The organism is Marivivens sp. LCG002 (assembly GCF_030264275.1).
In the GTDB taxonomy this organism is placed as follows: Bacteria; Pseudomonadota; Alphaproteobacteria; order Rhodobacterales; family Rhodobacteraceae; genus Marivivens.
Genome location: NZ_CP127165.1, coordinates 1,891,438 through 1,905,138, shown reverse-complemented (window position 1 = coordinate 1,905,138; position 13,701 = coordinate 1,891,438). Strand labels below are relative to the sequence as shown.

Genomic DNA, 13,701 nt, shown 5'->3' with positions numbered 1-13,701 from the left:
TGTGCTTTTCTGGGCCAAACCGACCAATTGACCACAGCTTGCCTGCAGCCTAGTAAGGCGCGGAACGAACATGAGGGTCGAAAATGGCAGAAAAACCGCGTTCTTTTCAGGAAATTATCCTGAGGCTACAGAACTACTGGGCGGCCAAGGGCTGCGCCGTGCTTCAACCCTATGACATGGAAGTGGGCGCGGGCACCTTCCACCCTGCCACGACGCTGCGTTCGCTGGGGAGCCGTGCTTGGGCTGCGGCCTATGTTCAACCGTCGCGCCGTCCGACCGATGGCCGTTATGGCGAGAACCCGAACCGCCTCCAGCACTATTACCAGTATCAGGTGCTCATCAAGCCGAGTCCACCCGATCTTCAGGATCTCTACCTCGGGTCGCTCGAAGCGATCGGGATCGACGCTTCGCTTCATGACATCCGCTTTGTCGAAGACGACTGGGAAAGCCCGACGCTCGGCGCTTGGGGCCTCGGTTGGGAGGTCTGGTGCGACGGGATGGAAGTTTCGCAGTTCACCTATTTCCAGCAGGTCGGCGGTCACGACTGTAAACCCGTCTCGGGCGAGCTGACCTATGGTCTTGAGCGTCTTGCCATGTATGTGCTTGGCGTCGATCACGTTATGGATATGCCGTTTAATGACCCGCAGTCGCCGATTGCGCTGAAATACGGCGATATCTTCCGTCAGACTGAAGAAGAATACTCGCGTCACAACTTCGATGGTGCGACCACCGAGATGCTTCTCCAGCACTTCCAGGATGCCGAGGCTGAGTGCCAGCGCCTTTTGGATATGCCTGCCGATGATCCCAAGACGGGCAAGCGTATTATCCTTGCTCACCCCGCCTATGATCAATGCATCAAGGCCAGCCACCTCTTTAACCTTCTGGATGCTCGCGGGGTGATCTCGGTCACAGAGCGTCAGGCCTATATCGGCCGCGTTCGCGCCTTGGCCAAGCTCTGCGCCGATGCCTTTGTCCAGACCGAAGCCGGTGGGTTTGCGGCATGAAACTCAAGTTCCTCCTTGCGAGTATCGTCATGATTGCTGTCGCCGCTGGTGCGCTTCTCTATTATCTTCAGGTCTATGCCTATTACGAAGAAGTCAGCGCCGAGGTTTCTTCGGTCGAGCTGACCTCGATCCACACGGGCGCCCCCGAAGAAATCCTGTTCGAGAACTTTACCGCCATCGACTCTGACAGCTCGCCGATCCGCTATCGCGCCTGTTTCACAACGCCTGTCAGCTATGGGTCGCTCACCGACAACTACGTGATCTACGACAAGGCAGAGCCGCTGGTCGCCCCAAGCTGGTTCAACTGTTTTGACGCCAAAGAAATCGGCGCAGCTCTCGAAACGGGCGAGGCTGTCGCCTTCCTCGGCACTGAAAACGTATCCTATGGCATCGACCGTATCGTCGCTGTCATGCCGGACGGCCGCGGCTTTGTCTGGCACCAGATCAACCACTGCGGCGAAGTCGTGTTCGACGGTGACAAAGCCCCCGAGGGCTGCCCCGTTCCGCCGGAAGGAATTAACTGATGCCTAATCTTCTCATCGAACTCTTTTCCGAGGAAATCCCCGCTCGCATGCAGGGTAAAGCCGCCGAAGATCTGCGCAAGCTGGTGACCGATGGTTTGGTCGAGGCTGGTCTGACTTATGAGGGCGCGGCAGCCTTCTCGACCCCGCGTCGCCTTGCGCTGTCGATTGAGAACCTCACCGCCGAGAGCAAGCCCGTGCGTGAAGAGCGCAAAGGGCCGCGCACCGATGCGCCCGCTCAGGCGATCGAAGGCTTTCTTCGCTCGACAGGTCTCTCGCTCGACCAGCTCGAAGCCCGTGACGAGAAAAAGGGTCAGGTCTATTACGCCGTGATCGAGAAGCAGGGTCGCAAGGCCGCCGAGATCATTGCCGAAGTGCTTGAAAACGCGATCCGTAATTTCCCGTGGCCCAAGTCCATGCGTTGGGGGTCGGGGTCACTCAAATGGGTGCGTCCGCTCCATTCGATCATCTGCCTTTTGTCGGACGAGGGCGGCTCCGAGGTCGTTCCGCTCGATATCGACGGCATCACCTCTGGCAAATCGACCAAAGGGCACCGCTTCATGGCGCCCGCGGCCTTTGACGTGAACGGCTTTGACGACTACGAGGCCAAGCTCAAACGTGCGCGTGTGATCCTGCGCGCCGAAGAGCGTGCCGAGACGATCTGGAACGAGGCGACCAATATGGCCTTTGCTCAAGGTCTCGAGATCGTCGAAGATCGCGGCCTTCTGGCCGAAGTTGCGGGGCTTGTGGAATGGCCCGTTGTCCTTATGGGGCCGATCGGCGAGGCGTTCCTTGGCCTTCCGCCTGAGGTGCTTCAAACCTCGATGAAGGAACATCAGAAGTTCTTCTCGGTCAAAAATCCGAAAACGGGCCGTATCGAAAAGTTCGTCACCGTCGCCAACATCGAAACCAAAGACAATGGTGAGACGATCCTCAAGGGCAACCTCAAGGTTCTTTCGGCGCGTCTCTCGGATGCCAAGTTCTTCTACGAGAACGACCTTCGTGAAGCCAAAGCTGGCATGACCAAGTGGCTTGACGGCCTTGACGTTGTGACCTTCCACAACAAGCTTGGCAGCCAGAAGGCTCGCATTGACCGCATCGCCGCGCTCGCGCGTGAGATTGCGCCCGCAGTTGGTGCCGATGCAGACAAAGCGTTTGAGGCCGCTCAGATCGCCAAGGCTGACCTGCGCTCTGAAATGGTTGGGGAATTCCCCGAGCTTCAGGGCCTTATGGGGATGTATTACGCCACCGCTGCAGGCCGCACTGCGGATGTCGCGGCAGCTTGCCGCGACCACTATTCGCCGCTTGGTCCGTCCGATGATGTGCCGACTGCGCCCGTGTCGGTCGCGGTGGCGCTGGCCGACAAGATCGACACCCTCACGGGGTTCTGGGCCATCGACGAAAAGCCGACAGGCTCCAAGGACCCCTTCGCTTTGCGCCGCGCAGCGCTGGGCGTGATCCGATTGGTGCTGGAGAATAACCTAGAACTAGCGCTCAATTCTACCCTTGAGGCGTTCGTATTTGAACACTTGTTTGGTCTTGAAAGTTTGAAGCGCCTAAATGCAGAAGCACAAACTGCTGCGACCGAACATGAAGTCGAAGGGTTTCCTGTTGCAAAAGGCAAAAGTCGTCTAGAAGACGCGAGAGCGTTGGTGAATTTCGCCGAGAAAATTGATCGAATTTCGGGCCTTATGGATATATCTGGTGGAGCTATTGAAGATAGCGAGTTGAAGTCTGCGGACCTCCTCGCCTTCTTCCACGACCGCCTCAAGGTGTTCCTCAAGGACAAGGGCGTGCGTCATGATGTGATTGACGCCTGCATCGCGATGGAGGGGAACGACGATCTGTCGCTCTTGGTCAAGAGGGCAGGGGCGCTCTCGGCGTTCATGGCGACCGAGGATGGTGAAAACCTGATCCAAGGCTTCAAGCGGGCGAACAACATCCTGTCGCAAGCCGAGGCCAAAGACGGGGTCGAGTATTCGTTCGGCGCTGATGTGAAATTCGCAGAAAACGACGAGGAAAAGGCGCTCTTTGCCGCGCTCGACACCGCCGAAGCCGCGATCACGCCCGCGATGGCGTCGCAAGACTTTGCGGCGGCGATGACCGCGATGGCGGCGCTTCGTGCCCCGATCGACGCGTTTTTCACGGCTGTTCAGGTGAATGCGGACAACGAGATCATCCGTCGCAATCGGCTTAATCTTCTGTCCCGTATCCGCACAACCTGTCTGGCTGTTGCGGACCTTACGCGGATTGAAGGCTAAATAAACTGTTACCTTCCCCTTGCTGCGAATCGAACTTGCTCTAAAGTGCATCGCAGCAAGGAGATGCCGCAGTGCAGCAAGATAAAGTTTTTCAGCCGGTTACACTGATAACCGAAACGGCCCCGATGAGCCCCGCCGTTCATGGGGGGCGTGCCAAATGTCTTCAGCGTTTGGTGCGTCTTGCGATGCCTGTGCCGACCACCGTTGCGCTCTCCTTTGATGCGGTGCGTGACATCGCGCGGGGCAAGATGCCCGATATGGCCGAGATTATGGGCCATTTCGAATCTGCACCACTTTTGTCCGTTCGTCCGTCTTCGCAAGATCCCGACTGGGGCGGTCCGAGTGCTATCCTCAACATCGGGATGAACGAAGAGCGCCATCGCCGCATGGCGCAGACCATGGGCGAGGGGCCTGCAACGGCGATTTACCTGCGCTTCATCCAGTCCTATGCCATCTATGTGGCGCGTCTTGATCCCGAAGCCTTTGACTTGCCCGACGAGCCGACGGCCGCTGCTCTCAAAGCGTTTCTCGAGGCTTATGAATACGAAACGGACGAGCTTTTCCCGCAGGACCCATCGGTCCAGCTGACCGAAGTGCTGCGCTCCATGGCGCGGGCATGGGACGGAACGACCGCACGATTGCTGCGTCAGGCAAAAGGTGCACCAGCAGATGCGGGCCTTGGGCTTGTGGTGCAGGCTATGGCGCTTGGCGTCGGCGGCAAGAACTCGGGATCGGGCGTGATCCAGTTCGTTGATGATCAAACAGGCGAGCAGCGGATCAAGGGGCGTTACCTTGCGCAAAGCCAAGGCCGCGAAGCTTTGTCGACGCCCCTCGGTGCGCTTTATCTGGTCAAAGACGGGCGCGGTCCCTCGGTCGAGGAATCCTTGCCCGAAGTCTTTGAACAGCTTGTCGAATACGGCCAGTTGCTTCGCCGCCGTCTACGTGAAGAAATGCAGATCGAATTCACCTTGGAAAGCGGCGTTCTGAAGGTGCTTGATGGTGTGCGTGTCCAGCGTTCGAATCGCGCTGCGGTCCGGATTGCCGTTGCGCTGGCAGAAGACCAGATTATCCCGCGAGAAGAGGCGATCCTTCGGGTCGAGCCGAACGCAATCTCAGAGCTTCTTCATCGTCAGGTCGACCCGAGCGCGGAACGGGATGTGATCGTGCGCGGCATCGCGGCCTCGCCAGGGGCGGCGTCGGGACGTCTTGTGTTTACGGCAAACGATGCGCAGGCGAGCGCCGCGCGTTCTGAGCCTTGCGTTCTTGTGCGCCGCGAAACCAGTCCAGAAGATATTCGCGGTATGCATGCGGCAAAAGCGGTTGTGACGCTTCGCGGCGGCATCACGAGCCACGCCGCCGTGATCGGGCGTGGTCTTGGTCTTCCTTGTGTGGTCGGTGCCTCGGAACTCAAGATCGACCGCAAACGCAAATTGATCGTCGCCCCCGATGGCCGCGTCTTTAAAGAGGGCGATCTGGTCACGGTCGACGGCACCACGGGCACACTTTTGGCGGGAGAAACCGCCTTGATCGAAGCATCTTTGGATGGGGCGTTCCAGACACTTCTGACGTGGGCGGACGAGTTTCGCGATATCGGGGTCAGGGCCAACGCCGACACGCCAAAAGATGCGCAGACCGCCAGCAATTTTATGGCCGAGGGCATCGGCCTTTGCCGAACGGAACATATGTTCTTTGAGGGGGATCGTCTTGGCGTAATGCGCGAGATGATTTTTGCCGATAGCTCCGAAGATCGCCGCGCGGTTCTGGATCGGCTCTTGCCGATGCAGCGCGCTGATTTCAAAGACCTTTTCGAGATTATGGCGGGCAAACCCGTCTGTATTCGCCTCTTTGATCCACCGCTCCATGAATTCCTTCCTGCCGACAAGACAGGTATTCGCGAACTTGCAGATCAGCTCGCCTTGCCGCTCGCGGATGTGACAATGCGCGTCGATGCGCTCAGCGAACACAACCCGATGCTCGGGATGCGCGGTGTGCGTCTTGGTCTGACCTATCCCGAAATCTACGAGATGCAGGCCCGCGCGATTTTCGAAGCCACGGTCGAAATCCACAAGAACGGCGCGACCGTAGTGCCGGAGATTATGATCCCTCTGGTCAGCGCGATGCGCGAGGTCGAGCTGGTCAAGAGCCGTATCGATGCGACCGCCAATGCGGTGAAAGCCGAAAGCGGGACCGATTTTGACTATCGCTTCGGCGTCATGGTTGAAACGCCTCGGGCTGCACTTCGCGCACAGGACATCGCCAAATATTCTGCTTTCCTTTCGTTCGGCACAAACGACCTTACCCAGATGACCTATGGTCTGTCGCGTGATGACGCGGGGCGGTTCATGTCATCTTACGTGCATGCGGGCGTCTATGAAGAGGACCCGTTCCATACCCTTGATCAGGATGGGGTAGGGGAGTTGCTTTCGATGGGGGCAGAGCGGGGCCGAAAGGGGAATAAAGATGTCGTCCTCTCGATCTGTGGCGAGCATGGCGGGAGCCGTCTTGCGATCGAATTCTGCCGTCATCAGGGATTCGATTATGTCTCTTGTTCGCCGTTTCGGGTGCCTGTGGCTCGGCTGACTTCCGCTCAATTGGCGATTGCGGAGAAGCTCGGGCTCTAGTTTTGCGGATTTTTTCGAACATAACTGTTTGAAAATATAACTAAAAATAAAGTGACTAAGAGCGCATTCTACTTATGGGTAGCTAGGGTGGACACCCTGAGGGTCGTCCTTTAAACCCGCCGAGCCTGCGTGGGGTCGTTCCACGTGCCGCTTTGAGGTAGGACGATGACGTCGTCTTCCAGTCGTTTAAAGATCCGTTCGGTCGCTGTTCTGGCGGCCTTTCTTTCACTCGGAACCAATATTGCACTTGCAGACTCGGTCATTGAGAGCCGCCTATCGGCCCTCCTCGGTCAGGAACGCGAGGCGCTTTCGGTGGCGGCAACGGATCGGATGGCGGCTTTGACGGTGCCTCCTGCTGCACAGCGCGGTGTAGAGACTGCGCCCAAATCTCTCGAATATACCCAAGCGATGCTCGACTCACTGCCCACCCCTACGGGCGGTGAAAACCTCCAGTGTTTGTCCGAGGCGCTCTACTTTGAAGCGCGCGGTGAAAGCGTTCAGGGTATTTTTGCCGTCGGTGAAGTCATCCTCAACCGCGTTGACTCGAGTGCCTATCCCGGATCGGTTTGTTCGGTGATCCATCAGGGCACAGGCCGCAAATATGCTTGCCAGTTCACCTATACCTGTGATGGTCAGGCCGAAGTCATCAACGAGCCCGAGGCGTGGGATCGTGTCTCCAAAGTGGCCAAGCTTCTTTTGGATGGTGCGCCGCGTGCCCTGACTGCGGGTGCAACCCATTATCACACCAAAGCTGTGAGCCCCTCTTGGGCACGGCGTTTCCCGCGCACAGCCGCGATCGGGTCCCATTATTTCTATCGTCAGCCGACGCGCACGGCTTCGAATTGACGCGAAATCAGTTTTGAAATGTCGTGTTTGGATACATAGGCTTGCCCGTAAGCGGGTAGGCAGGTATCCACCACCGAAGATTTCGAACGGATTTACGAATGACCGAAGACATCAGCATGGCTTTTGCCCACCCCAGTGAGCGGGCCGAAGCCAGTGCAACCCAGCCCGTTGATCGCATTTCTCTTCGAGATTACGTCGTTGAGGTGGAAATCGGAGCGTTCCAGCAAGAGCGCGGTCATCTCCAGCGCGTGCGATTCAACGTTGTGGTCGAAGTTGCGCCCCAATCGGGCGAGATCGACGATGATGTGGATCGCATCCTCTCCTATGATCGAGTGACCGAAGCCATTGCGCTCGAGCTTGGCGAAGAGCGGATCAATCTTCTCGAAACGCTTGCTGCACGGGTCGCGGAACGTATCCTGCGCGAGCCACAAGCGCTTCGTGTCTTTGTGCGTATCGAAAAGCTGGATCGCGGCCCTTTTGCTCTGGGTGTCGAGATCGTTCGCGCCAAGGGCGAAGTTGCCCGCGCCGGCCAAGATGTCATCAATATCCCGCATCCTCGCGTTGTCTATTTCGGCAATGAGGCGTTCGATTCACCCCGCCTCAAGGGATGGATTGATGAACTTGCCGCCGACGCTGCGCCATTGATCATTTGTGTCGGTGCGCCAGACAGTCTTGCGCCCCGTGTCCCCGTCGCCTTGGCACAGCGCCGTATCGACCTTTTGGCGATCGAGACGAACGCTTGGGTTCTGGCATCTCGGGACAAGCGTTGCATGGTTGTCGAGACCCGCACGGAACTTGATTGGGCGATGAAGAACGGACAGATCTGTCTTTGGGCGCCAAGTAAGATCGTTCTTGATGCGGTGGATGGACCTTCTGCAAGCGCAGGCGATGCCATCGCCTTGGTGGCTTGGTTCGCAGCGCAGATGCAAGCGTGTGAATTGGTTCTTGTCGGAGCGGATCATGTGCCCGAATGTGCTGTGCCGCTTCGTGAAGCGGGCCTCGAAGCAGAGAGACTTCTTTGAAAGACTACTATCGTCCGATCGCTTGCGTTGATGCTTTGACCTTTTCCGAGCAGCTCGCAGGGGGCTGGACGCGGTTTGCCTCTGCCGAGCGTATCACGCGCGATGGATCGGAGATCGTCCCGATTTCAGAGATTCCCGCCGCTTGGATGGAACGACTGACGGCACCCCGCGCGCCGTTCGGATCGGTGGACATGTCAGCGCCGCAAGTGATGGGCATTTTGAATGTTACACCCGACAGCTTTTCCGATGGCGGGCGTTTTCGTGATTTCACGACGGCCATGGCGCAGGCGCGGGCCATGCAGTCCCATGGTGCAAGCATCATTGATGTGGGCGGAGAAAGCACCCGTCCCGGTGCTGAAGAGGTGCCTGTAGACGAGGAAATAGCGCGCGTTGTGCCGATTATTTCCGAGCTGCGGTCTCAATCCGGTATCGCAATCTCGGTCGATACGCGCAAATCCGCTGTCGGAGCAGCCGCGATTGCCGCTGGGGCCAGCATTATCAACGATGTAAGTGCCTTCGAGTGGGATGCGACACTAGCCGATGTGACCGCCGAAAGCGGACTTCCCGTCTGTCTCATGCATGCCCAAGGCGACCCCCAAACCATGCAGGCCGATCCGAAGTATGATCACGTCTTGCTTGACGTTTACGACTATCTCGAACGCCGTGTTGCCTTTGCCGAAAGCAAGGGCATCCCTCGCAGCCGCATTATGGTTGATCCGGGCATCGGTTTTGGCAAAACCGTTCAACACAATATTTCACTCATTCGCGGAATTTCGCTCTTTCACGGGCTTGGGTGCCCGATCCTGCTTGGCGTTTCGCGCAAGCGCTTTATAGGTGTTATCGGTGGAGCAGACGGCGCGACCGAAAGATTAGGCGGTTCCGTGTCTGTTGCGCTTTGGGGGGTATCTCAGGGGGTTCAGGTCGTGCGTGTGCATGACACCTTTGAGACCGTTCAAGCCATAAAATTACAACAGGCGATTTTGGGACAGTAAATGGGACGTAAATACTTCGGAACCGACGGCGTTCGTGGGACAGCGAACGTTTTTCCGATGACTGCCGAGATGGCGCTTCGTATCGGAGCCGCGGCGGGGCGATATTTCCGGAATGACGGATCGAACGGGCACCGCGTGGTAATCGGCAAGGATACCCGTCTTTCGGGCTATATGTTCGAGAGCGCTTTGACTGCGGGCCTGACGTCGACGGGGATGAACGTCTTTTTGCTTGGACCCGTTCCGACCCCCGCCGTTGGGCTTTTGACGACGAGTATGCGTGCGGACGTGGGCATTATGATCTCGGCGAGCCATAACCCGCATACGGACAACGGGATTAAGTTCTTTGGCCCCGATGGGTTCAAGTTGTCGGACGAGGCGGAAGAAGAAATCGAGCGTCTGATCGACGGAAATATCGAACCTGCCCAAGCCGTGAACATCGGCCGCGCCAAGCGCATCGACGATGGTCGTTTCCGCTATGCAGAACGCATCAAGTCGACCTTTCCTCGGGGGCGCAGTCTCGAAGGGCTCAAGGTCGTGATCGACTGTGCGAACGGCGCGGCCCACCGCACCGCGCCTGAGGTCCTTTGGGAGCTTGGGGCTGAAGTGATCCCCGTTGGCGTCTCTCCCGATGGTCGCAACATCAACAAAGGGTGCGGCTCGACCGATACCCGGACGGCTTCCGAAACGATCATTGCCCATGGTGCGGATGTAGGCATCTGTCTGGATGGAGACGCGGACCGCGTGATGATCCTCGACGAGCATGGGCGTGTGGCCGATGGTGATCAGATCATGGCGCTCCTTGCCAAGCGCTGGGCAGACAACGGCACGCTTAAGGGCGGTGCTTTGGTTGCGACGGTGATGTCGAACCTCGGACTGGAGCGCTATCTCGAAGGGCAGGGCCTCGGACTTGTCCGCACCAAGGTCGGCGACCGCTATGTGGTCGAAGAAATGCGCAAGAACGGATATAACCTCGGCGGCGAGCAGTCGGGGCATATCGTCATGACCGATTATGCGACCACGGGTGATGGTCTCTTGGCGGGCTTGCAGTTCCTTGCTGCGATGGTCGAAACGGGCAAACGCGCAAGTGAGTTGTCCAAGACCTTTATAAGCGTTCCCCAGCTTCTCAAGAACGTGCGTTTTGGCGAAGGCAAGGCTCCGCTTGATGATGCCATGGTCAAGAAAGCGATCGACGAGGCCGAGAAGTCGCTTGTCGGCAAGGGGCGATTGCTGATCCGTAAATCGGGAACCGAACCGCTTGTTCGGGTGATGGCCGAATGCGAGGATGAGGCGCTGTTGCTTCAGGTTGTCGACGGGATCGTCGCCGAAGTGCAGGCTGCCGCCTCCTAACGAGAGAACAAGCGTTTGAGGCTTTGCCACTGCGAAGTGGCAAGGCCGATCATGATAAGCCCGAGTGCTCCGTAAAAGCGGAACGGTAGGTCTTCGTTTAGGACCAGAGTGCCAAACAGCATCGACCAAACGGGCACCTGATAATTCACCAAAGTCATAAAGACAGTGCCCGCGGAGCGGATAACGCTTACGCGCAAGAGCGCTGCGAATGCGGTCGGGACAAAGCCGAGAAATATGATGGCATAGCTCGAACTCGATCCGTGCCACGTCGGAACCCCCTCGACCCAGAGCATCAGCGGCAGCAACAGCGCCGATCCCACAGCCAGCGTTGCTGCGGTCATCGCTACGGGATCAATCGGCGGACAGCGCCGTGTCATTACCGACGAGCACGCATAGCAAAGCGTGGCAGCGAGACAGGCAAGTTGGGCGAGTCCTTCGATACCAGCGCCTGGGCGAAGCGCGGAGGGACCGATCAGCCAGAGCGCGCCGACAAAACCGATCAGCACACCGATCAAGCGGCGCTTGTTCAGCGCTTCATCGGTGAAGAAATGCGCCAAAGGCAGCACAAAGAGCGGTAGCGCGGCCATCGTGATCCCTGCAAATGCCGAAGGCACATATTGCTGTCCCCAACTTAGAAGCAAAAAGGGCATTGCCGTATTGGTCGCCCCGATGACCAGAAGCGGGCCGAATGTATTCTTGGCGGGCATCGGACGCCGCAAAGCAATCGCCAAGCCCGTCATGGCAAGTGCACCGAGTGTCGTGCGTGCACATGCGACGGTTACGGGGCCATAATCCTTGAGCGCGATCGACACGACCATGAATGTGCCGCCCCAGATAATTCCGAGAAGACATATGGACATCCAGTTTCTGGCGGCGGGCTGTGTCGACATAGGGTCTCTAGATCAAAACGCCCAAAGATCGTCTAGTGGAAAAGAAAAGAGGCCCCCGAAGGAGCCTCTTTGAACCGAAAGTCGGGTCGATTAGTTCTTCGACTTGTCGACCATCTTGCCCTTGGAGATCCAAGGCATCATTTCGCGGAGCTTGGCACCAGTGGCTTCGATCAGGTGCTCGTCGTTTGCACGGCGCGACGCTTTGAGGGTCGGCTGGCCAACAGCGTTTTCGAGCATGAAGTCGCGAACGAACTTGCCCTGCTGGATGTCGGCGAGAACTTCCTTCATCGCGGCTTTGGTCTGCTCGTAGGGCAGGATGCGCGGGCCGGTGACATACTGGCCGTATTCGGCGGTGTTCGAGATCGAGTAGTCCATGTTGGCGATGCCGCCTTCATAGATCAGGTCAACGATCAGCTTCACTTCGTGGAGGCACTCGAAATAAGCCATTTCCGGAGCGTAGCCAGCTTCGACGAGGGTTTCGAAGCCACAACGGATCAGTTCGACGAGACCGCCGCAGAGAACTGCCTGTTCGCCGAAGAGGTCGGTTTCGCACTCTTCACGGAAGTTGGTTTCGATGATGCCCGAGCGGCCGCCACCGATAGCGGAGCAGTAGGACAGACCGATTTCGAGTGCTTTGCCCGAAGCGTCGTTGTGAACTGCGACGAGGCAGGGAACGCCGCCGCCCTTGACGTATTCGCCGCGCACGGTGTGACCCGGACCCTTGGGGGCCATCATGATTACGTCAACGCCTTCGGGGGCTTCGATGAGGCCGAAGTGGATGTTCAGGCCGTGTGCGAAAGCGATCGCAGCACCCGGCTTGATGTTGTCCTTGACGTATTTCTTATAGGTGTCAGCCTGAAGTTCGTCGGGCATGGTGAACATGATCACGTCACACCAAGCCGCAGCTTCGGCGATGCCCATAACCTTGAGACCTTCGCCTTCGGCTTTCTTGGCCGAGGGGGAGCCTTCGCGCAGAGCGACGACGAGGTTCTTGGCACCCGAGTCACGCAGGTTCAGCGCGTGGGCGTGGCCCTGCGAGCCATAGCCGAGGATAGCAACTTTTTTGTCCTTGATCAGGTTCACATCGCAATCGCGATCGTAATAAACGCGCATTTTGGCGCTCCTTGTCTCGTGTTTCTATTGAGGCGCACATTTTCACATCGGCTAACGGAACGCGATAAGAAAACGGGTGAAATTTTCGTGTATAGTGAAGTTGTTATTCACTGTTTTCTGTATTATCGGTAATTTTATGCTTGATGACACCGACCGCCGCATTATCCGCCTATTGCAGGCCGAGCCGACACTGACCGTGCCCGAGCTTGCCGAGCGCTGCGCTCTGACCACCGGCCGCGCCACGCGCAGGCTTGATAAATTGCGGGCGGATGGGGTGATCCTCGGGCAGGAGGCGGTCATCGATTGGAAAGCCTTGGGGTTCGAGGTTGCCGTGTCCTTGCGCATCACTTTGGACAAGGCCGCGCCACGCGCCTTTGACGATTTTCTTGAAGCGGCGCGATTGGTGCCCGAAGTTATCGAGATCCAGACATTCCTCGGGCGCGTGGACGTGCGGCTTCATATCGTCGCCCGCGACCTTGCGCATTGGCAGAATATCTGGCGCAACAAGGTGCTCCCGCTTCCCCATATCGCCGATATCGAAGCCCTCATGACGGTTGCCTCGGTCAAGCGTGAAGAGGTGCTCCCGATATGATCGAGCTTGACGAGATCGACCGCAAAATCCTTCGGGCGCTGTCGCAGGACGCAACCCAGACCGCAAGCCATTTGGCGCGCAAACTCGACCTGAGCCAACCTGCCACATGGCGGCGGATCAAACGGCTTGAGGACGAAGGCGCGATTGCGTCGCGCCGTTTGGTGCTCAACAGCGAAGCACTGGGATTCGGTGTTACCGTTTTCCTCGGGATTAAGCTTGCCGCCAAAGGACGTGCGAGCCTTGAAGATTTCGAACGCGCCGTGTCGGCCATCAGAGAGGTGCAAACCGTAGAGCATGTCCTTGGGCTCTATGATTACCGATTGCGCGTGGTCGCTGCCGATATTGCCGATTTTGAACGGGTGCTGCGTCGCCGTATCATGACGCTCCCAGGGGTCGGGCATGTCGAGGCGAACGTGCTCTTGAGCGAGGAGCGGCGTCCTGGCCCCTTGTAATCGGGGCGATGTCTCTCTTACCTTCTGATCAAACAGGAGG

Annotated in this window: 12 protein-coding genes; 10 read left to right on the top strand and 2 right to left on the bottom strand. The window is 57.9% G+C overall.

Going from position 1 to position 13,701, the window contains the following annotated elements:
• Positions 1 to 83: 83 nt before the first annotated feature.
• The 8 genes from QQG91_RS09420 (at position 84) to glmM (ending at position 10,614) form a co-directional block, all read left to right on the top strand.
• Positions 84 to 1,004 (top strand): glycine--tRNA ligase subunit alpha, encoded by a 921-nt coding sequence (locus QQG91_RS09420; protein ID WP_285769972.1) that lies wholly within the window; start codon positions 84 to 86, stop codon positions 1,002 to 1,004.
• The gene (locus tag QQG91_RS09415) at positions 1,001 to 1,528 is read left to right on the top strand and encodes a DUF6446 family protein (RefSeq protein WP_285769971.1); all 528 of its coding nucleotides are present in this window, start codon (positions 1,001 to 1,003) and stop codon (positions 1,526 to 1,528) included. Before QQG91_RS09420 ends, QQG91_RS09415 begins: the two co-directional genes overlap by 4 nt.
• Positions 1,528 to 3,786: a glycine--tRNA ligase subunit beta gene (gene glyS, locus QQG91_RS09410; RefSeq protein WP_285769970.1), complete on the top strand. Its 2,259-nt coding sequence runs from the start codon at positions 1,528 to 1,530 to the stop codon at positions 3,784 to 3,786. The genes QQG91_RS09415 and glyS overlap by 1 nt, the downstream gene beginning before the upstream one ends.
• Positions 3,787 to 3,911: 125 nt before the next feature.
• Entirely contained in the window at positions 3,912 to 6,407 is a 2,496-nt protein-coding gene (locus QQG91_RS09405) for a putative PEP-binding protein (RefSeq protein ID WP_285769969.1), read from the top strand.
• A 165-nt stretch (positions 6,408 to 6,572) separates the two neighbouring features.
• Entirely contained in the window at positions 6,573 to 7,253 is a 681-nt protein-coding gene (locus tag QQG91_RS09400; protein ID WP_285769968.1) for a cell wall hydrolase, read from the top strand.
• Positions 7,254 to 7,351: 98 nt separating this feature from the next.
• Positions 7,352 to 8,275, top strand: a complete 924-nt coding sequence (locus QQG91_RS09395; RefSeq protein WP_285769967.1) for a dihydroneopterin aldolase — start codon at positions 7,352 to 7,354, stop codon at positions 8,273 to 8,275.
• Entirely contained in the window at positions 8,272 to 9,267 is a 996-nt protein-coding gene (folP, locus tag QQG91_RS09390) for a dihydropteroate synthase (protein WP_285769966.1), read from the top strand. The genes QQG91_RS09395 and folP overlap by 4 nt, the downstream gene beginning before the upstream one ends.
• Positions 9,268 to 10,614, top strand: coding sequence for a phosphoglucosamine mutase (gene glmM / locus QQG91_RS09385; RefSeq protein ID WP_285769965.1), 1,347 nt, complete (start codon positions 9,268 to 9,270; stop codon positions 10,612 to 10,614). It begins immediately after the preceding gene.
• On the opposite strand, the gene QQG91_RS09380 is transcribed toward glmM, so the two are convergent.
• The gene (locus QQG91_RS09380; RefSeq protein ID WP_285769964.1) at positions 10,611 to 11,504 is read right to left on the bottom strand and encodes a DMT family transporter; all 894 of its coding nucleotides are present in this window, start codon (positions 11,502 to 11,504) and stop codon (positions 10,611 to 10,613) included. The genes glmM and QQG91_RS09380 overlap by 4 nt on opposite strands.
• A 90-nt stretch (positions 11,505 to 11,594) precedes the next feature.
• A complete protein-coding gene (gene ilvC / locus QQG91_RS09375; RefSeq protein WP_285769963.1) occupies positions 11,595 to 12,617 on the bottom strand; it encodes a ketol-acid reductoisomerase in 1,023 nt (340 codons plus the stop codon).
• A 136-nt stretch (positions 12,618 to 12,753) separates the two neighbouring features.
• Here ilvC and QQG91_RS09370 point away from each other — a divergent pair, with 136 nt between their 5' ends.
• Positions 12,754 to 13,209 carry an Lrp/AsnC family transcriptional regulator gene (locus QQG91_RS09370; RefSeq protein WP_285769962.1) on the top strand — a complete coding sequence of 152 codons (456 nt, stop codon included), beginning with the start codon at positions 12,754 to 12,756 and terminating at the stop codon, positions 13,207 to 13,209.
• Entirely contained in the window at positions 13,206 to 13,661 is a 456-nt protein-coding gene (locus QQG91_RS09365; RefSeq protein WP_285769961.1) for an Lrp/AsnC family transcriptional regulator, read from the top strand. Before QQG91_RS09370 ends, QQG91_RS09365 begins: the two co-directional genes overlap by 4 nt.
• Positions 13,662 to 13,701: the final 40 nt, after the last annotated feature.

What these genes read in the sequence shown, in the direction of transcription:
- QQG91_RS09420 (WP_285769972.1), top strand. Translation starts at nt 84, where the DNA reads ATGGCAGAAAAACCGCGTTCTTTTCAGGAAATTATCCTGAGGCTACAG.
- QQG91_RS09415 (WP_285769971.1), top strand. Translation starts at nt 1,001, where the DNA reads ATGAAACTCAAGTTCCTCCTTGCGAGTATCGTCATGATTGCTGTCGCC.
- glyS (WP_285769970.1), top strand. Translation starts at nt 1,528, where the DNA reads ATGCCTAATCTTCTCATCGAACTCTTTTCCGAGGAAATCCCCGCTCGC.
- QQG91_RS09405 (WP_285769969.1), top strand. Translation starts at nt 3,912, where the DNA reads ATGAGCCCCGCCGTTCATGGGGGGCGTGCCAAATGTCTTCAGCGTTTG.
- QQG91_RS09400 (WP_285769968.1), top strand. Translation starts at nt 6,573, where the DNA reads ATGACGTCGTCTTCCAGTCGTTTAAAGATCCGTTCGGTCGCTGTTCTG.
- QQG91_RS09395 (WP_285769967.1), top strand. Translation starts at nt 7,352, where the DNA reads ATGACCGAAGACATCAGCATGGCTTTTGCCCACCCCAGTGAGCGGGCC.
- glmM (WP_285769965.1), top strand. Translation starts at nt 9,268, where the DNA reads ATGGGACGTAAATACTTCGGAACCGACGGCGTTCGTGGGACAGCGAAC.
- QQG91_RS09380 (WP_285769964.1), bottom strand. Translation starts at nt 11,504, where the DNA reads ATGTCGACACAGCCCGCCGCCAGAAACTGGATGTCCATATGTCTTCTC.
- ilvC (WP_285769963.1), bottom strand. Translation starts at nt 12,617, where the DNA reads ATGCGCGTTTATTACGATCGCGATTGCGATGTGAACCTGATCAAGGAC.
- QQG91_RS09370 (WP_285769962.1), top strand. Translation starts at nt 12,754, where the DNA reads ATGCTTGATGACACCGACCGCCGCATTATCCGCCTATTGCAGGCCGAG.
- QQG91_RS09365 (WP_285769961.1), top strand. Translation starts at nt 13,206, where the DNA reads ATGATCGAGCTTGACGAGATCGACCGCAAAATCCTTCGGGCGCTGTCG.